The 23297-nt window shown below is 38.2% G+C and carries 31 protein-coding genes; 7 read left to right on the forward strand and 24 right to left on the reverse strand.

Going from position 1 to position 23297, the window contains the following annotated elements; translation table 11 throughout:
- Position 1: 1 nt before the first annotated feature.
- The 6 genes from bshC to FS458_RS12350 all read right to left on the reverse strand — a co-directional run bounded on the left by bshC (position 2) and on the right by FS458_RS12350 (position 6243).
- The gene (gene bshC / locus FS458_RS12325; protein WP_144700937.1) at positions 2-1624 is read right to left on the reverse strand and encodes a bacillithiol biosynthesis cysteine-adding enzyme BshC; all 1623 of its coding nucleotides are present in this window, start codon (positions 1622-1624) and stop codon (positions 2-4) included.
- An 80-nt stretch (positions 1625-1704) separates the two neighbouring features.
- Entirely contained in the window at positions 1705-2088 is a 384-nt protein-coding gene (locus FS458_RS12330; protein ID WP_186320534.1) for a DUF3397 domain-containing protein, read from the reverse strand.
- Positions 2089-2092: 4 nt separating this feature from the next.
- Positions 2093-2980 carry a ketopantoate reductase family protein gene (locus FS458_RS12335; protein ID WP_144700941.1) on the reverse strand — a complete coding sequence of 296 codons (888 nt, stop codon included), beginning with the start codon at positions 2978-2980 and terminating at the stop codon, positions 2093-2095.
- A gap of 92 nt (positions 2981-3072) precedes the next feature.
- The gene (locus FS458_RS12340) at positions 3073-4611 is read right to left on the reverse strand and encodes an acyl-CoA carboxylase subunit beta (protein WP_144700943.1); all 1539 of its coding nucleotides are present in this window, start codon (positions 4609-4611) and stop codon (positions 3073-3075) included.
- Between the two features lie 54 nt (positions 4612-4665).
- A complete protein-coding gene (locus FS458_RS12345; protein ID WP_144700945.1) occupies positions 4666-4878 on the reverse strand; it encodes an acetyl-CoA carboxylase biotin carboxyl carrier protein subunit in 213 nt (70 codons plus the stop codon).
- Positions 4879-4899: 21 nt separating this feature from the next.
- Positions 4900-6243: an acetyl-CoA carboxylase biotin carboxylase subunit gene (locus FS458_RS12350; RefSeq protein ID WP_144700947.1), complete on the reverse strand. Its 1344-nt coding sequence runs from the start codon at positions 6241-6243 to the stop codon at positions 4900-4902.
- A 166-nt stretch (positions 6244-6409) separates the two neighbouring features.
- Here FS458_RS12350 and FS458_RS12355 point away from each other — a divergent pair, with 166 nt between their 5' ends.
- Positions 6410-6889 (forward strand): N-acetyltransferase, encoded by a 480-nt coding sequence (locus FS458_RS12355; RefSeq protein ID WP_144700950.1) that lies wholly within the window; start codon positions 6410-6412, stop codon positions 6887-6889.
- A gap of 32 nt (positions 6890-6921) precedes the next feature.
- Here FS458_RS12355 and FS458_RS12360 read toward each other — a convergent pair whose 3' ends face one another.
- The 4 genes from FS458_RS12360 to FS458_RS12375 all read right to left on the reverse strand — a co-directional run bounded on the left by FS458_RS12360 (position 6922) and on the right by FS458_RS12375 (position 9167).
- Entirely contained in the window at positions 6922-7494 is a 573-nt protein-coding gene (locus FS458_RS12360) for an RsfA family transcriptional regulator (protein ID WP_144700952.1), read from the reverse strand.
- Positions 7495-7581: 87 nt separating this feature from the next.
- Positions 7582-8343, reverse strand: coding sequence for an enoyl-CoA hydratase/isomerase family protein (locus tag FS458_RS12365; RefSeq protein WP_144700954.1), 762 nt, complete (start codon positions 8341-8343; stop codon positions 7582-7584).
- 80 nt (positions 8344-8423) lie between these two features.
- Entirely contained in the window at positions 8424-8597 is a 174-nt protein-coding gene (gene rpmF / locus FS458_RS12370) for a 50S ribosomal protein L32 (RefSeq protein ID WP_066240492.1), read from the reverse strand.
- A gap of 51 nt (positions 8598-8648) precedes the next feature.
- On the reverse strand, positions 8649-9167 hold the full coding sequence (locus FS458_RS12375; protein WP_144700956.1) for a YceD family protein: 519 nt from the start codon (positions 9165-9167) through the stop codon (positions 8649-8651).
- Between the two features lie 150 nt (positions 9168-9317).
- On the opposite strand from FS458_RS12375, the gene FS458_RS12380 reads away from it, so the two are divergent.
- Positions 9318-10523: a nucleotidyltransferase gene (locus tag FS458_RS12380; protein WP_144700958.1), complete on the forward strand. Its 1206-nt coding sequence runs from the start codon at positions 9318-9320 to the stop codon at positions 10521-10523.
- A 110-nt stretch (positions 10524-10633) separates the two neighbouring features.
- On the opposite strand, the gene FS458_RS12385 is transcribed toward FS458_RS12380, so the two are convergent.
- The gene (locus FS458_RS12385; RefSeq protein ID WP_144700960.1) at positions 10634-11677 is read right to left on the reverse strand and encodes a SepM family pheromone-processing serine protease; all 1044 of its coding nucleotides are present in this window, start codon (positions 11675-11677) and stop codon (positions 10634-10636) included.
- The gene (locus FS458_RS12390) at positions 11667-12461 is read right to left on the reverse strand and encodes a patatin-like phospholipase family protein (RefSeq protein ID WP_144700962.1); all 795 of its coding nucleotides are present in this window, start codon (positions 12459-12461) and stop codon (positions 11667-11669) included. The genes FS458_RS12385 and FS458_RS12390 overlap by 11 nt, the downstream gene beginning before the upstream one ends.
- Positions 12462-12586: 125 nt before the next feature.
- Here FS458_RS12390 and ylbJ point away from each other — a divergent pair, with 125 nt between their 5' ends.
- Positions 12587-13804, forward strand: coding sequence for a sporulation integral membrane protein YlbJ (gene ylbJ, locus FS458_RS12395; RefSeq protein ID WP_144700964.1), 1218 nt, complete (start codon positions 12587-12589; stop codon positions 13802-13804).
- Here the strand turns inward: ylbJ and coaD are convergent.
- Together coaD and rsmD are read right to left on the reverse strand one after the other, a co-directional pair.
- Positions 13801-14289, reverse strand: coding sequence for a pantetheine-phosphate adenylyltransferase (gene coaD, locus FS458_RS12400; RefSeq protein WP_066393400.1), 489 nt, complete (start codon positions 14287-14289; stop codon positions 13801-13803). The two genes, ylbJ and coaD, sit on opposite strands and share 4 nt — an antisense overlap.
- Before the next feature lie 22 nt (positions 14290-14311).
- Positions 14312-14866 (reverse strand): 16S rRNA (guanine(966)-N(2))-methyltransferase RsmD, encoded by a 555-nt coding sequence (rsmD, locus tag FS458_RS12405; RefSeq protein WP_144703550.1) that lies wholly within the window; start codon positions 14864-14866, stop codon positions 14312-14314.
- Positions 14867-15205: 339 nt separating this feature from the next.
- Here rsmD and FS458_RS12415 point away from each other — a divergent pair, with 339 nt between their 5' ends.
- On the forward strand, positions 15206-15583 hold the full coding sequence (locus FS458_RS12415) for a DUF7147 family protein (protein WP_144703553.1): 378 nt from the start codon (positions 15206-15208) through the stop codon (positions 15581-15583).
- 181 nt (positions 15584-15764) lie between these two features.
- Here the strand turns inward: FS458_RS12415 and FS458_RS12420 are convergent, their stop codons facing one another.
- Positions 15765-16040, reverse strand: coding sequence for a YlbG family protein (locus tag FS458_RS12420; RefSeq protein WP_144700968.1), 276 nt, complete (start codon positions 16038-16040; stop codon positions 15765-15767).
- 70 nt (positions 16041-16110) lie between these two features.
- On the opposite strand from FS458_RS12420, the gene FS458_RS12425 reads away from it, so the two are divergent.
- Entirely contained in the window at positions 16111-16431 is a 321-nt protein-coding gene (locus FS458_RS12425) for a hypothetical protein (protein WP_260858600.1), read from the forward strand.
- 2 nt (positions 16432-16433) lie between these two features.
- Here the strand turns inward: FS458_RS12425 and FS458_RS12430 are convergent, their stop codons facing one another.
- The 4 genes from FS458_RS12430 to ylbD form a co-directional block, all read right to left on the reverse strand.
- Positions 16434-16868: a YlbF family regulator gene (locus FS458_RS12430; protein ID WP_144700970.1), complete on the reverse strand. Its 435-nt coding sequence runs from the start codon at positions 16866-16868 to the stop codon at positions 16434-16436.
- Between the two features lie 113 nt (positions 16869-16981).
- Positions 16982-17416, reverse strand: a complete 435-nt coding sequence (locus tag FS458_RS12435) for a hypothetical protein (protein WP_144700972.1) — start codon at positions 17414-17416, stop codon at positions 16982-16984.
- A 64-nt stretch (positions 17417-17480) separates the two neighbouring features.
- On the reverse strand, positions 17481-17783 hold the full coding sequence (locus FS458_RS12440) for a YlbE-like family protein (RefSeq protein ID WP_144700974.1): 303 nt from the start codon (positions 17781-17783) through the stop codon (positions 17481-17483).
- Positions 17784-17798: 15 nt separating this feature from the next.
- Positions 17799-18197, reverse strand: coding sequence for a YlbD family protein (ylbD, locus tag FS458_RS12445; RefSeq protein ID WP_186320535.1), 399 nt, complete (start codon positions 18195-18197; stop codon positions 17799-17801).
- A gap of 235 nt (positions 18198-18432) precedes the next feature.
- On the opposite strand from ylbD, the gene FS458_RS12450 reads away from it, so the two are divergent.
- A complete protein-coding gene (locus tag FS458_RS12450) occupies positions 18433-18849 on the forward strand; it encodes a PaaI family thioesterase (protein ID WP_260858601.1) in 417 nt (138 codons plus the stop codon).
- Between the two features lie 56 nt (positions 18850-18905).
- On the opposite strand, the gene FS458_RS12455 is transcribed toward FS458_RS12450, so the two are convergent.
- Positions 18906-19937 (reverse strand): CAP domain-containing protein, encoded by a 1032-nt coding sequence (locus FS458_RS12455; protein WP_144700980.1) that lies wholly within the window; start codon positions 19935-19937, stop codon positions 18906-18908.
- A gap of 124 nt (positions 19938-20061) precedes the next feature.
- Entirely contained in the window at positions 20062-20490 is a 429-nt protein-coding gene (locus tag FS458_RS12460) for a CBS domain-containing protein (RefSeq protein ID WP_144700982.1), read from the reverse strand.
- A 158-nt stretch (positions 20491-20648) separates the two neighbouring features.
- Here FS458_RS12460 and FS458_RS12465 point away from each other — a divergent pair, with 158 nt between their 5' ends.
- Complete coding sequence (locus FS458_RS12465) at positions 20649-20999, forward strand: YugN family protein (RefSeq protein WP_144700984.1); 351 nt, start codon at positions 20649-20651, stop codon at positions 20997-20999.
- A gap of 26 nt (positions 21000-21025) precedes the next feature.
- Here FS458_RS12465 and FS458_RS12470 read toward each other — a convergent pair whose 3' ends face one another.
- From FS458_RS12470 to FS458_RS12480, 3 genes are all read right to left on the reverse strand, one after another.
- Positions 21026-21742 carry a nucleotidyltransferase domain-containing protein gene (locus tag FS458_RS12470; RefSeq protein WP_144703559.1) on the reverse strand — a complete coding sequence of 239 codons (717 nt, stop codon included), beginning with the start codon at positions 21740-21742 and terminating at the stop codon, positions 21026-21028.
- Positions 21743-21942: 200 nt separating this feature from the next.
- Positions 21943-22815 (reverse strand): cytochrome c oxidase assembly protein, encoded by an 873-nt coding sequence (locus tag FS458_RS12475; RefSeq protein ID WP_186320536.1) that lies wholly within the window; start codon positions 22813-22815, stop codon positions 21943-21945.
- A 135-nt stretch (positions 22816-22950) separates the two neighbouring features.
- On the reverse strand, positions 22951-23295 hold the full coding sequence (locus FS458_RS12480; protein WP_066393364.1) for a cytochrome C oxidase subunit IV family protein: 345 nt from the start codon (positions 23293-23295) through the stop codon (positions 22951-22953).
- Positions 23296-23297 lie beyond the last annotated feature (2 nt).

A 23297-nucleotide genomic window follows, 5' to 3' on the forward strand; every position in this document is an offset into this window, starting at 1 on the left:
TTTAAACGTATACAATCTTATGTTTTCCATTGAATTGATAAGGGTATTGTACAAGTTTGTTTACCAGATAAGAGCCTTCTTCATTTACGAATTGATAGATGTTCCAAATCCTCTCTTGTAAGATTCCAGTTGGTTTTAATTGGAGCATGATCTCATCAAATTCGGCAAGTGGTTCTTTTACCTTTTTTCGAACACGCTGTTCTAGCTTATCCTCCATATAGTCGATCTCTGATAAAATTCTTTTCAAATTGTGATCCGCAACTGAAAGAAGCTTTGGATCTATATCTTCTGCTAGCTTTATCAGCTTTTCATAAGAAGAAGTAAACTCTGCTCTTACAGACTGCACTGTTTCATTAGTCTCGATGGGACGGTTTAAAGTAAACCACTCGCGTTTATATTCTTCCGTACCATTCTCTAAAACTTGTTTTACTGTTAATTTCTTTGAATGAAGCAATTCGTTAACCTCAGCAGTTACGAGAGTAAAGGAAAGCCTTGGTGTTAATATCGGCATCATCCTATCAAATTGGCTAAAAACCCTTCCAAGAACAGCCCAATAGGCAATTTCACCAGGTCCAGCAACAAACGATAACACAGGTAGAAGAAACTCTTGCATCAAAGGACGTGTCACGACATTATTGCTGAATTTTTCTGGGTGTTCAACCGCTTCTTCAAGTAGTTCTGCTTTTGAGATCGTGAAGTCTTTCTCTTTAGAGGAGAATCCATCTTCATGACGATACAACAAGATCCGTTCCTGATTCTTCGTGTAGAATAGATGTGCGTTGTTGTCTTGAACCTCTATCGGTGCGGAATAACCACTTTTGCACAGTTCTTCCGTACGTACGTTAAAAGCCTTATCGATCTCGCTGTTATGAAGAATCATCTCTTTTAACATCATCGATTGCAGTTTTTTAAACGCAGGATCACCAGAATCTAATACAATTAGGCCGTCTTCAGAAAACCATTTAGCAAGAAGCTTTGCGAAAAATGTAACGATTGAATCTGATTCCTTCAAGATACGTTCTGTCTCTGCAACTAGATCACTAGTAAAAGCTGTTTCACCAAAGGAACGAAATACTTCCTTCAACCAAGGTTGAACCTCATCTCTATTCCATTCCCATTGTGAGGCTGAAGATTTAATGCTGCCCGCTGACTTTAATGATACTTTTTTCGCGGTGTTGTTCTTGGGAACCATAACATGGTTGATCTCATCCATATCATGATCTTCACCAGCTATCCAGAATATTGGAACAACCGGAACATTTAATTCTTTTTCAGCTTGTTTTGCTAGTTGAATAGTACTGATGCACTTGTAGATCACTAAAAGCGGTCCAGTTAGAAGTCCTGCTTGTTGTCCACCAACCACAGCTACACTATCTTCTGCATTCAACTTTTGTATGTTTTCTATTGTTTTAGGAGAGGAACCAACCTTTTGATTATAAGAAGTCAGATAATCCGTAAGACCCTGTCTAGGAAACGAATAACGCTTCAATTCCTGTTGTCTTTTTGTCCATTCATGCTTGTCATAAGGAGATTTATAATCAAAAAAACGGACAACCTCCGCATCTCCGTTGGAGTACCCTTCTAAAAAAGGTGATGTATGAAGCTGCATTTCCTCCAGTCTCATTTATGAACTTCCTTTCTACGTATCAATTACATCCTTAACGAGTATAGCAAAGAACGATTGAAGAACATAAAAAATATGCTCTAAATGTCCAAAATACGTAAAACGATTCCATATGTCATCAACGAAAAGTAACCAATTGAAAGAACAAGAAACTGCAGACGCCAATTTAACCTAAGTATTTTTCCGATAGACAGATCCAAATCATTTTTCCAAATCACATATGTAAAAAGTAAACAGCCGAATAGAAATACGAGTAGAAGAATCCAGTAATAAGAATGGCCCCAAATTTCAATAGTCATTCTTTCAATAGCAAAAAATAAAAATAACGTTGTACTATCAACACCCGCCTTAAAGGCTTTTTTCCTTTTTTTCGTAAGCTTTAGCATGCTCTTATTAACAAGAAAAAAGACAATATAAGGAACGGTTATTAAAGTAGCAATAATCGCACCTAGAACACTTGCCAATCTTTCATCCTCTCCTATCCAATGCACTGATCGCTTCATAAGCAAAACGAGAATAAGGGGTTTGAATCTTCAATTCTTTTCCTCTCTTAATAACCTCACCCGTAATACTCTCAATTTCAGTTTGCTTACCACTCTCTACGCTCTTTAACATAGAAGAGCGGTTTAATGAAGTATTTCTGCATAGGACTAACAATTCCTTCCATAAGACTTCACGCCGTCCAGTCATATTCAATACGGAAACAGCTTCATCAAAAAGTTCTTTCATCATAGAGAATGCATGTGGGTTCGTTAAAAGTTCTCCATTTGTTATTCTTAACAACGCTGTAAGCGGATTGATGGATGCATTCATAATTAACTTTTCATAAACCATCGGCTCCCACTCTTTTTCTAATGCAATTGGAAAACGACTAGAATGAAGCAATCCGCCCCATGTCTGTTCAGAATCTCCTCTATAAGAGGAAACTTTTATCCTTCCTTCTCCAAGATGATGGACGGTTGTAAAATCTTTCTTGATCGCCCCATGCTCAACAACACCAATAGTTATTTGTTTTTGTGGCATGGTTTTCAAAAAAGATAGATGACTGATTCCATTTTGTAAAAAGAGATAGGAAACTTCACTGTATGTAATCAATTCATGTAATTCATTCATCGCCGTTTGTTTAACTGCGATGATACACGATGATTCTTCACCAAAATATTGTGCAAATGGCTTCGCATCGACCTTTACAGTTGTTTCTGAACCATTTGTATCTCTGTAAGTGAGCCCAGACTTTCTAAGTTCCTTTGCTTGTTCAGAGCTTCTTGCATATATAACAGGTTCTTGCCCGTTCTGCTTTAAGAAATAAGAAACTAATAACCCAATTGCCCCGCCGCCAATGACACTTATTCTCATAAAAAAAAATCACCTCTTATATCTCTTACTCGATATTATCATATTCTTAAATCAACCTAAAAAAACCTCCCAAGTTCGGGAGGTCCATCTTATTAAACCGGATAGACAGGATGCTTTCGTTCACTGAATACCATTTCTTTGTTTTCATAAAATGCAAAACGGTTTGCAAGTTCAGATCGCAGGGCTGAAGGCGATACAATATCATCAATGATCATCTCAGACGCAAGCTTATAAATATCTATATGCTCTTTGTATTCTTGTTGTTTTTGCTGAACAAATTGAATACGCTCTTTTACGTCTTCAATCTCGTTAATCTTGTTAGAATATACAGCGTTCACTGCTGCTTCCGGTCCCATAACCGCGATCTGAGCCGTTGGCAACGCAATACAACAATCAGGTTCAAATGCTGGACCCGCCATTGCATATAGACCCGCACCATAAGCTTTTCGGACGATCACTGAAATTTTTGGTACAGTTACATCACTCATAGCCGCTATTAACTTAGCACCATGACGTATAATTCCAGCTCTTTCTACTTTCGTTCCGATCATAAAGCCTGGAACATCCGATAAGAAAAGCAAAGGGATCGAGAATGCATCACAAAGTGTTATGAAGCGTGCTGCTTTGTCTGCAGAGTCAACAAACAGTACGCCGCCTTTTACTTTAGGCTGATTTGCGATAATCCCGACTGGTTTTCCATCAATACGTCCAAATCCAGTCACGATCTCTTGTGCGAATAATTTTTTCATCTCAAAAAAACTACCCTCATCAATGAGCCCATCAATAAATTCATACATATCAAACGGAACGTTCTGATTTTCAGGTACGATCGCTTCTAACTCTCTCCCCGCTTTAGGAGCGAGAGGATCAACAACCGGAGCTTTTAATTTATAGTTACTCGGGAAATAGGATAAATACCTTTTTGATTCTTCAATTGCTTCTGTTTCATCCGCTGCCAAAACGTCGCCGCATCCACTTACAGAGCAGTGCATTCTTGCTCCACCCATTTCTTCAAGCGTCACTTTTTCACCGATTACTTTCTCAGCCATTCGTGGACTTCCTAAGTACATGGATGCATTTTGATCGACCATGATCACGATGTCACAAAAAGCTGGTATATATGCTCCACCTGCTGCTGAAGGACCAAACAGAATACAAACTTGTGGAATCATCCCAGACATTTTTACTTGATTGTAAAAAATCTTGCCCGCTCCCCGGCGGTTAGGAAACATATCTATCTGATCGGTAATTCTAGCACCGGCTGAATCAACAAGATAAAGCATCGGAACTTTTAACTTTTGTGCGGTCTCCTGTATACGAATGATCTTTTCCACTGTTCTAGCTCCCCAAGAACCCGCTTTGACAGTAGAATCGTTAGCCATTACACAGACCGTCTTCCCGCCAACTTTACCTATTGCAGTTACAACTCCATCTGCTGGCAGATCACCTGCTTGATTATTTGCAAACTTAGCATCTTCAACGCTGTATTCACCATCATCAAAAAGAAGTCTTAAGCGGTCGCGTACGAACATCTTATTTTGAGAACTGTTCTTCTCATGATATTTTTGTGCACCACCAGCTTCTATTTGGTCGATCTTTTCTTTTAATTGATTTTCTAATTTTGCTACCATGATATACCTCCTTCAAGAGAGTGAGCGCTCGTTCAGATTGTATGCACGCGAATTTTATTTTAGTGTAACGAGTACGTCGCCCTCATTCACAAAATCTCCAGATGCAAACTTAATATTCTCTACTGTTCCCGCATCAACAGCGTCAACGGGTATTTCCATTTTCATAGATTCTAAGATAATAACGGTTTGTCCTGCTGCTACCTCGTCACCTTCACTCACCAATACTTGCCAAACTGTGCCTGCCATAGATGCTGTAATTTCTTTCATTTCTCTCGCTCCTCTGTCTAATTATGATTTTGAAACTTTTCTCTTACTTAAATAGCTAGTGGTATAGTCACCTTTTATAAAATCCTCTTCTTTCAAGATCATTTGAAAGAGTGGCGTGTTTGTTTTCAATCCATCTATCTCTAGTGCATCAAAAAATTTAACTGCATTCTTAATACATGATTCACGATTGGAATCGCTTACAATTATTTTCGCGATCATTGGATCATAAAAAGGTGTAACAGCATTTCCACTATCATAACCTGAATCGATCCTTACCTTCTCAGAGCTTGGCCATACTAGTTTTTCTATCTTACCAGGTGACGGGAAGAAAGTGATTGGATCTTCTGCATAAAGTCTAAACTCTATCGCATGACCTTTACTCATGATTTCCTCTTGAGTCAATGGAAGCTTTTCACCTCTAGCTACTTGAATCTGCCATCTTACTAGATCAAGCCCTGTAATACTCTCTGTAACGGGATGCTCAACTTGAAGTCTTGTGTTCATCTCTAGAAAATAGAAATCTCCGTTCTCGCTTACGACAAATTCAACTGTTCCCGCATTCACATAGTTTACTGCTTCTGCTGCTTTAACTGCCGAATCAGTAATTTTAGAACGAAGGCTTTCTGTTAAGAATGGTGATGGTGATTCTTCGACAACTTTTTGATTTCTTCGCTGAACGCTGCAATCTCTTTCAAAAAGATGAACGATATTTCCATGTGTATCACCCATGATTTGAACTTCAATATGTCTAGCATTCTCAATACATTTCTCGATAAACATTCTGCCAGAGCCAAAGTAATTCTTTGCGCGTTGTTGTGATGAGACAAAATGTTTACGCAGATCTTCATCGTTATCACATTTCACCATGCCGATTCCGCCACCGCCGCTGCTTGCTTTAAGCATTACTGGATAACCGATCTGCTCGGCAAGTTTTACACCTTCTTCAACATCTTCGATAGGTTCGATCGTTCCAGGTACGATTGGAACACCTGCTTGCTGCATCGTTTTTCTTGCCATGATCTTATCACCCATCCACTCAATGGTTTGAGGGGCGGGACCTATAAAAGTTATTCCAGCTTTCTCTATCTTTTTGGCAAACTCATCATTCTCAGATAATAATCCATAACCTGGATGGATAGCATCTACCTTATGTTTGAGAGCGACTTCTAAGATCACTTCGCTCTGCAGATAAGATTTTGCTACCGGAGGTTCACCAATATGTACCGCCTCATCCGCAGCTTTTACAAAAGGGAGGTCTTTGTCTGCTTCAGAATAAACTGCAACCGTTTGAACGTCCATTGCCTTACACGTTTGAATAATTCGCAGTGCAATCTCACCACGATTAGCGATTAATATTTTTTTCATGTTCATCCTCCTTCCTGATGTCAACATTACCTTTTTCGACATAAAAACCAAAAATCCTTTTTTGTAAGCGTAAACTAAACGAATATTTTATTTTTAAAGAATTTTTTGCATAATTAGTATATACTATAACTATAGAGAAAAGTACAGAAAGACTGGGGGAGAACATATGTTAAAGTATGAAGTGAAAAAATTATTAGTTAACTATAAAACACTTGAAGAATTTAAACAGTTCAAAGAATATGGTGTACAAGAATTGTCAATGCTTGAGGATCTTCAAGAAAATATGATTGAAAACGACAGTGAGTCTCCGTTCTATGGCATTTATTATGGTGATAAACTAGTAGCACGCATGAGCTTGTATCAGATCGAAGCTGCTTATGATCAATATTTTGATCCTCCACAAGATTATTTAGAACTTTGGAAACTAGAAGTATTGCCTCACCATCAGACAAAAGGTCTAGGAAAAGCATTAGTAGAGTTCGCTAAAACGTTCCACCTTCCGATCAAAACGAATGGCAGACAACAATCTGGCGCTTTTTGGGAGAAGATGGGCTTTGAAGCTGTAACTTATAATCAAGAACGTGATCGTGGTCAGAATCCTTATGTATGGTATCCAACAGGCGTAAGTGAACAACGTCTCGCATAAAAAATAAAAAAGATGGCATCTGCCATCTTTTTTTAATTCCTTACAGGAACTTCTACTAACTTCCTTGCTCTATCCATGATCTGCAATACATCTTTATAATCACGGTATACGGTTTCATATTCTTTATTTACTTTACTAAGTTTACTTTTTAAATTTCCGTTTTCTTTTTTAAGATTCTGAAGTTTCAAGAGCAAAGCTTTGTTTTCTGCTTCTAAATTTTTAGAACCTGGCGATTCAGCTTGAAGCTGCTGTAAAAATAATATGATGTCATTCAAAGAGAGAGGCGTATCATTTTTCAAGGCATTTGAATGTTCCCTATGAAGTAATTCTTCTTTATGGTTTTCAATGGTTGAAGCAAACTGTTTAACTTTACGTTTATTTCGCTCTTTACGTACTTTTTTAGCCTCAGTTATCGCTTTATCATATTGTTTACGGATGAGCGAGTTCCACCGGAAACCACAAGCAGCAGGTGTTCTCGTTAATTTCTCTCCTACCTCTTCAAATGCAACCAGCTGTGTACTTCCTTCTCGAATATGCCGCAGTGTTACCTCAGCAAGAATAGCATCTTCCTCTTTTGTCCAGGCATCCTGGCGCAAATTTGTCATTAAGATCCCCCCATTTTAATGGTTTGTAATAAGAATATGCTAGTGCTAGATAAGATAGACTTTTTATTCTACTAAAATGGGGAAAACTTATTTTTTTAAGAAGGCTTCTACTCTTTTATGGTGTTCGTCTGACGCCCATAACTTTGCACAACGTTCGATCTCATTTTGTACGCTCTTCTTTATTTTTCCTACATCAAATCTTTCAAGCTGAAGAGCTTTATAAGATTCAATGACACCAAGAGATTGAGAAGTAAAACGACTTACATAGCGTTCTGTTTCTTTCAAACTGTTTCCTTTAATAACATATTGGATGAATCCATAATCCATGCCTTGTTTAGCTGTAACTGGAGTAGAGCTGTATAAGAGGTCCATCGCTCTTGTCGGGTTGATTCTTTCTAAGAGGTAAGTCCCCCCGCCCCAGCCCGTTGTAATGCCTAAACGACCTTGGATAAACCCTACCTTCGCTTCTGCTCGAGCAAGCCTGATATCGCAGGCTGATGCTATCTCACATCCTCCTCCAACTGCTGATCCATTTAGAAGAGCGACAGTAGGTTTTGGAAAAAAGAATAGTTCATGAAGAATGTTACCCATTTTTGATAACATCCCATATGCTTGTTCTTCAGTCTTTAATGAATGGAAAGCACTAAGGTCTCCTCCTGAACAAAACGCTTTTGAACCTGCTCCCGTTATGATAAGAACTTTTACCTCTTCGTCCTTTTTTGCTGTGTTCAATAGAGTGGATAAGTATTTCATCACATCATAGTTAATCGCATTACGCACTGATGGACGATTCAATGTGATCCACCCTATCCCATTCTTTTTTTCCCATAATACAGGTTGCTCGTTCACTATCTACACCTCCGATACAAAAGAAAACGCTTTATTTATGTATATGAAAAAACAGGAAGCCTATAGCTTCCTGTTTTTCATTACTTGCTAACTACTTCTTTTCCTTTGTAAGATCCACACTCACGGCAAACGCGGTGAGATAACTTGTATTCTCCGCACTGTGGACACTTTACCATACCAGGCATGGAAAGCTTGTAGTGTGTACGACGCTTCGCTTGGCGAGTTTGAGAAGTTCTGCGAAAAGGTACTGCCATTTGTATCCACCTCCTTAAAGGTTCTAGAAAGAATCATTATAACCTATTCTTTCACTTTTTGTCTTCGTCAAAAAATTTAGCCAGACCTTCCAAACGCGGATCAATCCGGTTTTTCATGTCTTCATCCGTAACCCTCTTCCATCCTTTACCTTCTTTAGGAGCGGGACTGTCTGTCACATCAGCAGCCGTAATTTTCAACGGTTTTTCAAGCAAAATATGCTCTTCGATGACAGGGAGAAGGTCAACGTAATGTCCTTCGACTTTGTGAAGGCTCTCTTCATCTTCGTATTCCGTATAGTTCGGATCGAAAATAAAAATTTCCGTCGTTTTTACCGAGAATGGAAATTCCACATCTACCAAAGTGTTGGCACATGGCAACACCATTTTTCCTTTTATGTTTAAGTAAAAAGTGGCTTTTTGCTGAGTTACATCTGCATGTCCTTCTATGTGAACAGGATCTACGCTTCTGATCTCCGGGTCTTTTTCCATCACTCCGCTCGCATCAACATTTTGTTCAAACGTCAACGGTTTACGGTAAAAATTTTTAATTTCTTGTAGTGACCATTTCATGTCTTTATCACCTCAAGGCAACAGTAGTAATTATATCGGTCATCAAATAAAATGTCAATATTTTATCTTTACACTGATACTTTTGATTCTAAACTCTTTTTAGTACAATGTAAACAAGTATAATCGAACGTTTAAAAGGAAGTGGAACAGTTGAAAGCAACTGGTGTTGTTGTAGAATATAATCCGTTTCACAATGGACATTATTATCATTTACAAGAAACGAAAAAAGCTACAGGTGCTGATTGTATTATCGCCGTGATGAGCGGTAATTTCCTGCAACGAGGAGAACCTGCTCTTTTGTCAAAATGGAAAAGGACTAAGATGGCTCTATTAGGTGGAGCCGACCTTGTTATTGAACTTCCATATTCCTTTGCCACTAGCCATGCACCTCGTTTTGCATTTGGAAGCATCTTTTTGCTGCAATCTCTTGGTGCAGAGTCTTTTTGTTTTGGTAGCGAATCTGGGGATGCTGAACTTTTTAATAAGACTCATGACTCTGTGAACGCTCAAAAGGAAATCTACCAGGATCTTGTTCGGTCATTTATGAGCAAAGGTCTATCATATCCCTCAGCTGCTTCACGAGCATACGAATCACTTGATATTCCGTTGACTCTCGATCTCAGTAAACCAAATAATATTTTAGGTTTTGAATATGTAAGAGCTAGCCGTGAGTTAGGTTCTCATATCCGACCTGTTACGATAAAGAGGAAAAATGCTGATTACCATGATGTCATGCTAGGCAAAGGTAATATTGCTAGTGCAACTGCCATTAGAGAAGCTATTTTTAAAGGTGATGAAAAACAAGCTGCAGCCTATATGCCTCATTACACACTTGAGATGTTAGCTGAAGAACAAGTTGAAAAAGGTACTCTTATGAACTGGGAACGCTTCTTTCCTTTTCTTCGTTATCAACTATTATCTACAAGTCCCCATGAAATAAACCGTTATTACGAGGTTGAAGAGGGTTTAGAATATAGAATGATCGAAGCGATGAAGAAATCTGACTCTTTTGAAACTTTTATGAAACACTTAAAGACAAAACGATACACATGGACAAGGCTTCAACGCGCGTGTTTACACGTTCTAAATAAGGCGAAAAAAGAAGAGATGTTGGCCATTCTAGACTCACCTCCTTCATACATTCGCGTATTAGGGATGACTGGTAATGGCAGAGATTATTTAAGTACTGTCAAAAAATCGTTAGACTTGCCTCTTGTTACGACTGTGTCTAAGCATGATTTTGCTGGATTGAGGATGGAAGCAAGAACTTCTTTAGTTTATGCCCAAGGTGCAGCTCGGAATCTTCTTCAAGCTGAAAAAGAAGAATTTAACACGCCTCCAATAATGGTGAATTGATGTAGTTATGCGCTTATATTGGATGGCGCTCGTCGGAGCGTGCTTAACGGCGGCTCCGACGAGCTAAAAAAGGATGCAGAAGCTCCATATGGCTTCTGCATCCTTTTTCTCTACAATTTTTTCAAATAATCCAGTGCATCGTTCAGCGTTTTAACCGGAACGATCTTCATTTTGGAGCCTATATCTTTTTGAGCTTTCACTGCATCACTATAGTTATCTCCATCAACAGGGGCAAAGAAAATCTCTGCACCTGCTTCATCAGCTGCAACGATCTTTTGCTGTATACCGCCGATTGGTCCTACATTCTTTTGAAGGTCCATCGTACCGGTTCCTGCAATCTTCTTTCCATGTGTAAGATCATCTGGTGTTAATTGATCCATAATTTCTAACGTGAACATCAACCCAGCGGAGGGTCCTCCGATTTGTGAGGTATCAATCTTCACTTTCGGATCTGTTACGATGGATACATCTGCTACAGGAGAAGTGATGCCAAGACCCGCTTTCGGTCCTTGATCTTGAATATATTTCTTTGGAAACTCTTCAATATTTAAATTCACATTCATTTTTTTATCGCCGCGTAAAATAGTTAAGTCTACTTCATCTCCTGCTTTCTTAGGAGCGAGCGTATCAAGAAGTTTCTTTGTTTCCATAACTGGATTACGGTCAACAGCAATAATCTTATCTCCAACTTTTAATTTCTTTTCTGCCGGCATCCCCGACATGATTCCCGTAACATAAACACCATGGTATTCAATGTCTACTTTTTTTCCTGCCTCTTGATAAGCTACTATCGTAGCAGCATGCTGTGAATCTTCCATCATCTGAAGTTGTCTTTGGTTGTATTCTTCATCCGTCTCATCTTCTCCTCGGATCTGATCAGCAGGGATTACTTCACGATAATCACTCAGCTTTGCCCATATGTATTGCGGAATGTTTGCTGTACCTACCGAAACGGTTGTCAGCATGAACACTCCCTTATCGTCATCTCCTCCCTCTACGCTAATGATGGGGTCTAATACTCTGGCATCCCCGGGGGAGGTAATGTAGTAAGGAAGTGGATAGAATGCTATAAAAGCAAACACCAGCAAAAAAAGGATGATAAATTTATTTTGCGAGAAAAAGTTTCTTCGTTTTGTTGTTTTTTCAGTGGTCATGCATAGACTCCTTCCAGTTGTTGATCTTCTCTAAAATTTTTGGTATCTGTTTTCTTCCTGCTTCTTCTCCTATAGCGATTATATCATTTACATCCTTAAATGCTGTAGAACTGAACTGCTCAACCATTGGACGGATCATAATATCTGCTGAAATCTCGTGCCAGCGCACCATTTCACGCTGCATGATATCAATGCTTTGGATGATAACATCAAAAATGGATGAAACCTGAAGTTCGGCTTTGAAATGGGAGATATCTACTGCGATCACTAGGTCTGCTCCCATCTCTCTTGCCACAGAAACAGGTACACGGTCGATGACTCCACCGTCCACTAAAAGTTTTCCGTCTATTTTTTCAGGGACTAATATGCCAGGAATCGAGATGCTAGCACGAACTGCATCTGCGATAGGACCTGTTCTAAAAACCACTTTTTCACCTAGCAGTAGATCAGTTGCCACGATCGCTAACGGAATATCCGTTTGTTCAATATGTTTTTGTTTTGTAAGAAGCCTTACGAGTTCTTTGATTTTCTTCCCTGTGATAAACCCCATCTTAGGAACGGTGTAATCCATATAATATTTACGCTTAAAGAGCGTTGCCATACGGTAAAGATTTTCATCGCTATGACCCATACTTACCATCGCACCGACCAAAGCTCCCATGCTGCTTCCAGCTACCATGTCTATAGGAATCCCAGCATCTCTTATTGCTTTAACAACACCAAGATGAGCAAATCCTCTAGCACCACCAGATCCTAGAGCAAGTCCGATTTTCGGTTCTTTCATCCTTTGCTCCTCCTTTAGAAGCACCGTCTTTTTTTAACATATGGTCTAAAGAGTAAGGCTATACGTATAAATAAGGATGAGGACAAGTAAGTATAGTGTAATTTCGCGAGAGGAGCACTCCCCTTATGAACAAAGCCTACTTCAAAACACTTCTATTGTCAGCATCTGCTATTATCATAGCAATATCCATAATCATATACCCAAAAGAAACATATATGGCATCCGTCAACGGTTTGAAGATGTGGTGGGACGTTGTTTTCCCGTCCTTGATGCCCTTTTTTATACTATCAGAGGTATTAATGGGGTTTGGTGTCGTACATCTGATAGGTGTATTATTCGAACCTCTTATGAGACCGCTCTTCCGTGTGCCTGGTGCAGGAGGTTTCGTTTGGGCGATGGGTATTTCTTCAGGATTCCCAGCTGGGGCAAAGCTAACAGCACGATTATGGCACCAAAAGCAGATCACGACCCTAGAAGCTGAACGCCTCGTATCGTTTACAAATTGTTCAAATCCATTGTTCATGTTCAGCGCAATTGCAGTAGGGTTTTTTCATAACGCAGCTCTTGGCATCGTTCTCACAGTAAGTCACTATTTGGGCAATTTTTTCGTTGGGCTGATCATGAGGTTCCACGGTTGGAAAAAAGAACCTGTTGAAAAGGAAGTACGCTATAGAGGAAAAGGACTGACCAACGCGTTTAAACACATGCATGAAGCTAGATTAGCAGACAATCGCCCCATCGGGCAGCTTCTTGGAGATGCCGTGCAGCAATCTACAAAAACACTTCTTATGATCGGCGGGTTCATTATTCTCTTCTCTGTACTAAGTAAGATGATGGATCTTCTTCACGTAGCAGAACTGCTTTCAAGCTTGATTAATTATTTTTTTGTCGCGCTTTCGCTATCTGAACAATTAAGTCTTCCTCTCATTAAAGGAATCTTTGAGATCACGTTAGGCAGCAACTTAACGAGTCTCGCTCAATCGTCCATCCTACAACAAGCCGTGATCGTAAGTTTCATATTAGCTTTTAGCGGTTTTTCCGTACAAGCACAAGTAGCTAGTATCCTTGCAGACACTGATATTAAGTTCAAGCCATTCTTTTTTGCAAGAATACTTCATGGGTTTTTATCAGCTATCATTTGTCTTTTAGTATTCCCTTATTTGTATCACGTTAAAAGTACTACTGCTCCAGCATTTGCATTTCTTACTGAGAAAACCGTCCATATTAGTGAGGTTGGTATGTACGCACTCATGCATAGCCATTATGTAACACTTGGATTCTTAATCCTTTCCATTCTAATATGGAACAGAAACCTTATGAAAAAAAACAGCCTCCGCACTTAACGGGGGCTGTTATATTTTTCTTTTAATGCTTCTTCTACAACTTCAGGAACAAGATCTGAAACGTTCGCATGATACTTTGCTGCTTCTTTAACGATGCTCGAGCTAAGGAAAGAATATTGATTGTTTGTCATCATAAAGAATGTTTCAACTTCATCATCTAGTTTTTTGTTTATAGAAGCGATTTTCATCTCGTATTCAAAATCTGATACTGCACGAAGTCCCCTAAGAATAACATTTGCTCCGATATTCTTTACATAATCAATCAATAGACCGTTAAACGAGTCTACTTTTACGTTGGGAAATTGTTTCGTAACTTCCTTTAAGAGTACGATTCTCTCATCAACTGTAAACAAAGGGTCTTTACTTTGATTATTTGCTACTACTACAATTACTTCATCAAATACTGTTGCTCCACGTTTAATAATGTCCAGATGACCACGAGTTACGGGATCAAAGCTACCAGGACAGACTGCAGTTGTTGGCATTTTTTTCACCTCATACTTTATGTTAATCACGTTTGTAGATCGTTATTGTAGTTGTTTTTCCGTATGTTTCCTGTCTGACCTGATAAAAGTTTCCGATCTCCTCAGGTAGTGTTACATCTGTACCATGTTCAGTTACTATACTTCCTTCTGGAGATAGAAGTTCAAGTTTATCAATCTCCTCCATATCCTTTAACAACATCTGCTTCGCATAAGGAGGATCAAGGAATATCATATCAAATTGCATCTCTCTTTTGTGAAGCGCTTTCAATGCTCTTTTCGCATCATTACGAAAGACTTCTGTTTTGTCTTCGTAGTTGCATTGTTTAATATTCTCTTTGATCGTATGTATCGCTTTTTGATCCTTGTCAATGAAAATAAAATGCTCCATGCCTCGGCTTAATGCTTCTAAACCTAAGCCACCACTTCCTCCATATAAATCAAGACCCTTACCTCCATCAAAGAAAGGACCGATCATGTTAAAGATGGATTCTTTGATCTTATCAGTTGTTGGTCTTGTGTTCGTACCTGGTACTGCTTTAAGTGGTCTTCCCTTACATTCTCCAGCTATTACTCTCACGTTCTTCACTCAATTCTTTATCCGTTTTCCCTTACTTATCCTATCACAAGTATTCCTGTAATCAAACATCAAATCTTTTTCCTTATAAGTATAAGGCAAATTAAATGCGGTCATACTATTTATAACAACATCAACGAACGATGTTGTTGCCAACCGCGGAGAAGACTTACTCCCCATAAGTTCTTCATCCGGTTTCTCCTCTCCCATCGCCTTTGAACAGAAGTGATTTTGTTTTAAAGGCAACCTGCAGTTTTTGCTGCAGGTTTTTTTTCATGCTTAAAAAGCCTTTCAGCAGATAGATGATTGTGCTACATTGTTCTATAGAAAGGGGATTGAATGATGATTCAACGATTTATTGAGCTTGGAGAAGGGTATTCAGATCTTTATGAACTCCTTGAGATTATGGAAACGAACAAAGAGCGGATCTCGCAGTTATTGTGCCTAAAAGTTAAAAAAGAAGATAAAATGTACGCGTCACTAGTTGCCGTACTTCATCCTGCTTCTGAAGGAAAATTTCAGCCACTATACATTTGTCGAGAAGGGGTACCCTATCCTTCGAAACGAATTGATCTATTTGAGGCGAAAGCGGCTGAATTAAATAAAGAAGTGATAACATTTGATGTAAAACCATCAACAGATTTTGCTGAAACTGAACTCTTTTTTCACTATTTAACAGGGATTCTTCGTTTAAACTATCTGATACCGCCTTTATTATAAAATGAATTTTTTGCCAAATAGGTGAAGACTTATAAATTTTTTTGAGGACTTATAAAAATATTTGAAGACTTATAAAATTTCTTCAAGACTTATAAATTCTTTTGAAGACTTATAAATGGAATTACTGACAAAAAACAAACATAAAGAAAACAGGCAGCTATTTTTATTAGCAGCCTGTCTTTTAAATCCCCATCTTATAATCATATTCTTTTGCTTTATCAACAATCTTACTTTCATATTCTGTCTTGATCTCTTGTTTATGAGACCTTTTTACTTCTTTAACAAAATGTAAGGATTCCAGCTTTGATGCTATTTCGTCTATTTTGTTTCCATCACAGTACAGAACAGCATACTTTAACCTTCTAGAGACATAATGTACATTTCCATAGCGCCTTAACTGTTTTGAAAACTTTAATGAATGAAGAAAAACAGATAGCCCACGTCGATTACCTATCATAATTAAAGCCCCTTTTATATGCTTAAATTGAACAAATTAATGAATACTCCTTAATAGGAAGTGATGTAGATTGGACTTAAACAACATTTGGGAACAGTTTCTAGATCGTATGAAACAAGATCCTACGATCAATCATGTTGAAAGAAAAATGATGGCCGGTATCCCTTTCATATATGTAACGGTTTCTCCACAGTTTTCAATCGATCACACAACTGATTCTGTAAAAAAACATGCCGTAAAAGCTATGAAAGGGAAACGGCTAACATTGAACCTTACATTTGTAAGATCAGAAGAAACTCTTCATGTGTACCGAATGCGTTTTTTAGTTCCGCAAGAAAAAATGTTCTGCTGTGGTAATTTGTGCTTTGATTGCATTCGGTTTAAAGACTGAGTTTAAGCACAGCCGCAAGATCCACCAGAACCGCATCCACCACTGCAAGAGCTCTCATCAAAGAAAGGATTGCCTGTTGGAACTTTAATCTGCTCGGATACACTGTATGCAATGATTTTGCTGCACTCCATCAATAAATTCTCAAGTTCTTTTTCTGCTTTCTTAAATTGAGCAATATTTTCATGGAAATCAAGCTCTCGTTTAAGTGTACGAACTTGTGTTGAAACGGTATGAAAATCAGGATGATATTTACCAAAACGCTGTACTTCTTCATACTGTTCTTTCATCTTGGCGAAACGAGCAATCATTTTCTGTGCTTCTACATCTTGCTCTAGGTTATATTTTGACTCTCTATATGCTATTGCAACACTGGAATCGGCAACCATCTCTGCTAATGCTAGAGATTCTTCCAGCAATACACTTTGGTCTAAACTCATACGTCACACCTCCCTTTAGGTATGAGGTTTCTAATCTATTATAGCGGATATTAACTGGACTTAAAAGCATAGCCGTCTTTATAAAAAAATAAAACTCTTCTAATATCGAAGAGTTATCGAACTTGAACGACTATGTTTTTCTTAATTCCGTAATCAGATCCATCCTTTTTCTTCAGCTGCAAAGTAATTCTGTGTTTACCAGGATTCATATTTTTTAAGATGAACATAGATTGATTAGCATTCATCTTCCACTTATTGTTTACAAAAACGGCAATATATCCGTCCTTATTACCAGGTGTGTTCGTTAGACCTCCTTGAAATGAGAACCTTGAAATAATATTTTCAAAATAGATGCGCTGTTTTTTTACGTGATAGTTAACCGCCCAGTCTTTATCCATTATGGGATACGAAGCAGATACCTCAACAGCTTTTGATTCTTGAAGTTTTGTCTCGGAGAAACCTTCAAAAAATTTGGTTATCATAAACAGCGTGAGCACTATGATCACTAAAAGACCGCCTGTATAGATCCGTCTGTTTCTTATTCTCATAAAAAAACCACTCCTTATAGAAGTAGTTTTTTCCTTTTTTCTTTTTATTATCCCTCAAGATGCCTTAACCGTTATTAAGAGAGTCTGGCATCGGCTGAAAATCATTCGGCACAGGAGCACCACTTCCTTTTACTTCGTCACCCATTACAGAGATTAATTCCATTAACAGTCCAAAATTTTGTACCTGTTGATGAAAGCGATCTACTCTCTGCCCGAAAGTACGTCCGTAAAACACTTTCGCACCCTCTTCCAGCTCAGATACTGAAAAAGGGTTTCTGCTTAATTTTCTATACCACTCTGGTTTTTCTCTTATATAATATTTCAAGTCAGGTCTTGTATTCAAGTACTCTAGGATTTCTCTTCGCACGCCGCACACATCCTTTTAGTCCCTGTATGAAGGATAATCATTCATTCTCTTTTCGGGCAGCTGGTTCGGTCTGTCAGACTGATTGTTAAATTGCTGTAATAGTTCTTGAACCGCATCCATCAGACTGCCAAATTGAGATAAATATTTTTGTACATCGTTGATTTGAAGCTTACTTAAACCAGCAACTATATCCCCAACTGTAAGTTCTGTTCTTGTCTTATCAGACTTAGAGCGTTCGTCTTGTTTTTTTTCTTTGTCCTTTGCATACTGATTCCAGCTTTCATGTTCTTCACCCAAAACAATCCAATCCTGATAAACCTCTTTCCAAGGCCTCTTATTCTTCTTCACTTCCTTAATCAAATCGGGATGTTTATGAACAAACTCCTTGAAACTTTCTATATCAGTCTTTACCACAGAATCCACCCCCAGCCATCCACTGACGAATGATGTTTACTACATGATACATAAGTGCCCATAAATTGGTGCGCCCATTTTTTAGATTGCGTGCAAAGTTGATTCTGTTTACTTTATTCTCATCCGCCCAAAAAGGTACAATAAAAATAAAAAAAGATTGAGGGAGAAAATATTGGATATTAAGGACGAGTGGAAAGATTTCTTTGAAACCAGTACTGAGCAAGAGCAACAGGTCATGAAAGTTTTTTTGGACAGTTTAAAATTAAAAAGAGAAAAGGACCATTTAGCACATATTGCTTCTTTATTAGATTTTAAAACGACTAGAATCAACGACCACACACTAGAAATGGAGATGCCTAATTCGCCTTTACTTGATAATTCAATTGGAATATTACATGGCGGTCTCACTGCAACCCTTTTAGATACAGCAATGGGCACAATGGCCAGTCTAGTTCCAGGTAATAAAAGAGGAGCTGTAACTGTAGAACTAAAAGTGGACTACTTAACACCAGGTGTTGGAGAGTTGTTTATATGCCGTGCTGAAGTCGTTCATAATGGCAGACAATTAGTACGCATGGATGGAAAGGTACGTAACGAAACTGGCACGTTGATCGCATCGGCTTCGGGAACCTTCTTTAAACTTGCTGACTAAAATAAAATAATTTAAAAAAGGCTGAACCTATTAAGGTTCAGCCTTACACGATCTATTTACTCCATAGGCACTAAAAAATTTTGGGTGTAATACTTATTATCTACACCTACTCCAAGATGAGTATATTCATTGTTTAACAATGTGTTTCTATGGCCTTCACTGTTCATCCAGCCTTCAACAGCTGCAATGCCGTCCGTATAGTTTGCTGCTATGTTCTCACCTGCTTGCAGAAACTTTACATCTTTTTGTTGCAGCCTGTCAGAAAGCGTTCTTCCATCCTTACTCTCATGGGAAAAATATTGCTGATCCAACATATCTTTTGAATGGAGATAAGCTACCTCAGATGTCTTTTCATCCCATTTCAACGGATTCTTTTCATATTTTAGACGGATAATGTTCGTTAACTCAAAAACTTGTTGTTCTTCAGATTGATCTACTTTATTCTGTTCATCATCGTTCAATTGTCCAAGCGGTGGCAGATCACCTCGATATACAATAGAATAAGGTCTCTGTTTTAACAATACATCGGATGTAGTATACCGTACACTTGAAAGCTGATTCGTAAACTTATCAAAATAAAGCTGTACCCAAACATTATCTTTCAACTTTATAAGCGGACGCAGCATAACTTCTTGCTCAGATAATTCAAATCTAAAAAAATCTTCTCCATCATTAATGGTAATATCACTCTCGATCGGAAACTTCTGAATGATCGTGTTTGAATTCTCTCCGATTGTAAAGGGTGAGGTATTTACATCAGATCCAATAACAAACAGCGTAACTACTTTACCGTTTTCAACACCTGCTTGAAGATAACCTTTTGGACTCTTGTTTCCATAGATATACCATTCATAGCCATAACTTGATGGATCGATTCTCTCAGGTTCTCCCCATTGCTTCTTAAATGCTGCTATATCTTTACCTACCCAGTTTGAAACAGCATCTTCAGGAATCTTGAGTGTTTCTTCTATGTACTCTACTTTTGTATCAGGCTTTTCTTTCTCGACCGTAAATTCTGGCAGAACATCATAAAAAAACAAACCGATTAAAATAAAAACGGATAGGAAAAAAGTAACCAATCCTCGCATAATGGTTCCCCCTATAACTTTCTTCTCTTCTTAGTTTAGCATAGAGGGTATGTGTTTGGATGAACCGTTTCAAAAATAAAACAGCTCCAATTTAAATGGAACCGTTTTATACCATCGATATAACTTATTGAATTTGATCCCGTTGCTCTGAAACTTGTGTAAGGGTATGTCCCGCAGCAGAGTCGCTCTCATTAGCTAGTGATAGATCTCCTAAAGAAATAATTCCTACAAGTTTATTGTTCTCCACGATTGGGAGCCTTCTGATTTGTTTCTCTGCCATAAGATCTGCAGCTTCTTCTGCCGTCATATCTATAGAACCTGTATACAGCTTTTCACTCATAACGTCTGTTACTTTTGTAGAGCCTGGGCGTTTTTCAGCAACTCCTCGAACGACAATATCTCGGTCTGTGATGACACCTATAATCTGATCATTCTCACAAACTGGAATCACACCTACATCATCCTTCTTCATTTTTACCGCTACTTCATAAACATTGTCCAATGGTGTAACAAAATCTACATTTCTCGTCATGATCTCACTTACCTTTTTCAAATCCTTACCTCCTCTAAAATGGAAATCTGTTCTTCTTTATGCTTTACGAAAGAAAAACAAATATGCGCACTTTTGACAATGATTGCATCTTTAGCGCTTTCATAATATCATTAAGAAGTGATTATTATTTTTTTATTGAATTCCTAGGAGGTTTCACAATGAAATTTGAAGAAAGCGGCTTAAACGGGAAGGTTGTTGAGTTTTCACTTTTAGAACATGTGATGGAAAACCATGGCATGATCCGTGCTGGCCAATGGGATTATGAACGTATTACATATGATTACAAATTTGAAGACATGACGAACGGTGATGTTTATTATTTCCGATTCCCTTGTCATGTTATTGAGGCAGAAACTGAAACTCCACACGCTAAAGTTGAACTTGGAACACCTTATGTAGGGAAACATTATTATCCTCACGGTGTGGAATATGATGAAGTATTCCCAAAACACGTTGTTAATCAATGCAACAAATTAATTGAAGCACTTCATACTGAATTGCACGTTTAAAAAAACCCCTCGATGAGGGGTTTTTCTTATTCTGCAGCTCTTTCTGGTGATTGAGAGGAATACCCTTCAAATAGCCTGCCACCATATGGAGCGATTACTTCGTCAACAAATTCGATAACTTTTGATTTTATACGATTGGAATAATAATCATTAAATACTAAAGCAAATTGTTCTGCAAACGATTCATTGTATTCTTTCAAAGCACGAAGAATCCATTTTCCTTCTCCGATCCAGTGCCCATTAACACGTAATACAAATTCATGTGTTCGATCAGCGAGTTTCGAAACGATAAATAAATCTTCTAAAACATTCGTTGACCCTTCCAAATCGTTTAATAGATCTGTTAAGAAATATCGTGCTTGCTCGATCTCAATTGTTTTCCAAGGCGTTGGTCCTGCTTTTAATAGCTGTAAAGCTTCATTCTTTATTCGAGAAGCCTGGCCAGTATCTTGGAGAATAATGCCTTCAGCACACATTTGAGGAAGAGAGGGTCTTGCTCTGTCGATATTTTGTTTAAAGAAACGTTTGTAAGTAAACATGTTATGAACAAAAACCTCAATCGGCCAGTCATACTCTGTAAGTGATTCTCGATATGACTCACTAACAGAACTATCTATGATGATTATATCTAAATCAGAGCTCTCTGTTTCTTCTCCCCTAACAACACTGCCAGCCAGATAGGCTACATCACAGTTTGGATAATGAGACTCTATAAATTTTTTAGCGGCTTGTCTGGCACTGATTCTCATGATTTTTCTTTCCTTTCTACTCAGCTTTACTTTATATTTCGACACCAACGAGCAAATTCTTTTTTTTGTTGTGATTTTATTCATCTCTTTTAGGAAATTATTTTTGGGGAGCTTGAGATGAGATATTCTCTGAGAGCATGTGGTTTGCAAACATACAGATTCACACAAAAAAAATAACCCGCAAGATTTGCCGGTTACTTTAATTCAGGTTTCAATTGGTTATTCTGTCTTTTTATTAACTCTAGATCGGCTTTATCACGCAGACGTTCTTTTTTAACCCATCTCGTAAAAATCAATCCTAATACAAATGCATAGATAACTTCTTGGAATATTTTCATCGTGACTCCGCCTACGTGCTGATCTTCTTTAGGCGTCATCGTTTCAAACAATTGTGGAACGTTTCTGTACGTTTCATATAGCTGGAAATCCGCAAACATGATTAACGCACATGCTGGAGTCATTAAAACACCATTCGCAAACACGTATCCGATCTTCTTGATATCTGACAGCGTATCAAGCTCTTTAACCGGACAAAGAACCGGCCACCACATCGTATAAGCTGTAATTAACAACAAGGCATGATAACCATAATGAATGATAGGGTTTGAAACCGCGGCATCAAACACTAAAGGAATATGATACAAAGAAAATACAGCATTAAAGATTAGCAGCGCAAGCAACGGCTTCGTGAGGAACTGAAAAATACGTGTAAGAATTGTTTTCTTACTTAACCAATTTTTCCATTTCACTTCAGGAATCGCAAGTATCATTAGTGGTGCGATCATTAAATAAAGAACGGCCATCTGTACCATGTGAACACTGAATAAATAATTGTGTCCTAAAACCTGAACAGGCGTTCCTTTTATAATAATCATTAACAAAAGTGAAGCGATTATAGAAGTTTGCTGCCATTTCGTCGCTAGCTTCTTACCTTGTTTATCTCGTGCGACAAACCGAAAGTAAACGAACGCAAGAATGATGGCTAAAACATATATAGAAGGCGGAAAAAGCTCGTACCAGTTATAGTCACTCAAACTAGTATGATGAACATGGTGATTATGATGCATGAATGTCATCTCCTTTATAAAAGTACCCTTAAACACTATATCAATCATAGTTGGTACTTGTACGGAATAATAGTGACAATTCGTAATATTGTAACAAATAAAAAGGGCTGCATACGAGATGCAGCCCTTCCTTGATTACGATGTCCAAATAAGTCCCATTAAGGAAGCTACTGTAATAGCTGCAACCAATATACCACTTGCCATACCCCAGATTGGGAAGTCATGTCCTTTGTGGCTTAAGTGCATCCAAACATATAGCTGGAAGAATACTTGAACAACTGCCAATGTGAGGATAAACAAAACAGCAAATGAATCACTAATCTTGTCGCTCCAGATCGCAAAAAAAGCAACGATCGTTAAAAGAATCATCATGACAAAAGAAACGTTATGATGCTTACGCTCCTCTTTCAAGGCAAGCTTACGCTGAATCTCTTCGTGACGATGAACGGTAGTTTCAGGGTTTTGTGTGTGATTAGCCATGA

Source organism: Fictibacillus phosphorivorans, from assembly GCF_007673525.1.
Classification (GTDB): domain Bacteria; phylum Bacillota; class Bacilli; order Bacillales; family Fictibacillaceae; genus Fictibacillus; species Fictibacillus phosphorivorans_C.

Bases quoted from the DNA above. Each gene is read 5' to 3' on its own strand.
- FS458_RS12475 (WP_186320536.1), bottom strand. From the start codon at position 22,815: ATGCATCATAATCACCATGTTCATCATACTAGTTTGAGTGACTATAAC.
- bshC (WP_144700937.1), bottom strand. From the start codon at position 1,624: ATGAGACTGGAGGAAATGCAGCTTCATACATCACCTTTTTTAGAAGGG.
- FS458_RS12465 (WP_144700984.1), top strand. From the start codon at position 20,649: ATGAAATTTGAAGAAAGCGGCTTAAACGGGAAGGTTGTTGAGTTTTCA.
- ylbJ (WP_144700964.1), top strand. From the start codon at position 12,587: ATGAACAAAGCCTACTTCAAAACACTTCTATTGTCAGCATCTGCTATT.
- FS458_RS12355 (WP_144700950.1), top strand. From the start codon at position 6,410: ATGTTAAAGTATGAAGTGAAAAAATTATTAGTTAACTATAAAACACTT.
- FS458_RS12350 (WP_144700947.1), bottom strand. From the start codon at position 6,243: ATGAAAAAAATATTAATCGCTAATCGTGGTGAGATTGCACTGCGAATT.
- FS458_RS12360 (WP_144700952.1), bottom strand. From the start codon at position 7,494: ATGACAAATTTGCGCCAGGATGCCTGGACAAAAGAGGAAGATGCTATT.
- FS458_RS12450 (WP_260858601.1), top strand. From the start codon at position 18,433: ATGAAAGTTTTTTTGGACAGTTTAAAATTAAAAAGAGAAAAGGACCAT.
- rpmF (WP_066240492.1), bottom strand. From the start codon at position 8,597: ATGGCAGTACCTTTTCGCAGAACTTCTCAAACTCGCCAAGCGAAGCGT.
- coaD (WP_066393400.1), bottom strand. From the start codon at position 14,289: ATGCCAACAACTGCAGTCTGTCCTGGTAGCTTTGATCCCGTAACTCGT.
- FS458_RS12430 (WP_144700970.1), bottom strand. From the start codon at position 16,868: ATGAGTTTAGACCAAAGTGTATTGCTGGAAGAATCTCTAGCATTAGCA.
- FS458_RS12340 (WP_144700943.1), bottom strand. From the start codon at position 4,611: ATGGTAGCAAAATTAGAAAATCAATTAAAAGAAAAGATCGACCAAATA.
- FS458_RS12385 (WP_144700960.1), bottom strand. From the start codon at position 11,677: ATGACCACTGAAAAAACAACAAAACGAAGAAACTTTTTCTCGCAAAAT.
- FS458_RS12455 (WP_144700980.1), bottom strand. From the start codon at position 19,937: ATGCGAGGATTGGTTACTTTTTTCCTATCCGTTTTTATTTTAATCGGT.
- FS458_RS12480 (WP_066393364.1), bottom strand. From the start codon at position 23,295: ATGGCTAATCACACACAAAACCCTGAAACTACCGTTCATCGTCACGAA.
- FS458_RS12420 (WP_144700968.1), bottom strand. From the start codon at position 16,040: ATGATAGGTAATCGACGTGGGCTATCTGTTTTTCTTCATTCATTAAAG.
- FS458_RS12345 (WP_144700945.1), bottom strand. From the start codon at position 4,878: ATGAAAGAAATTACAGCATCTATGGCAGGCACAGTTTGGCAAGTATTG.
- FS458_RS12335 (WP_144700941.1), bottom strand. From the start codon at position 2,980: ATGAGAATAAGTGTCATTGGCGGCGGGGCAATTGGGTTATTAGTTTCT.
- FS458_RS12390 (WP_144700962.1), bottom strand. From the start codon at position 12,461: ATGAAAGAACCGAAAATCGGACTTGCTCTAGGATCTGGTGGTGCTAGA.
- FS458_RS12435 (WP_144700972.1), bottom strand. From the start codon at position 17,416: ATGAGAATAAGAAACAGACGGATCTATACAGGCGGTCTTTTAGTGATC.
- FS458_RS12415 (WP_144703553.1), top strand. From the start codon at position 15,206: ATGATTCAACGATTTATTGAGCTTGGAGAAGGGTATTCAGATCTTTAT.
- FS458_RS12375 (WP_144700956.1), bottom strand. From the start codon at position 9,167: ATGAAATGGTCACTACAAGAAATTAAAAATTTTTACCGTAAACCGTTG.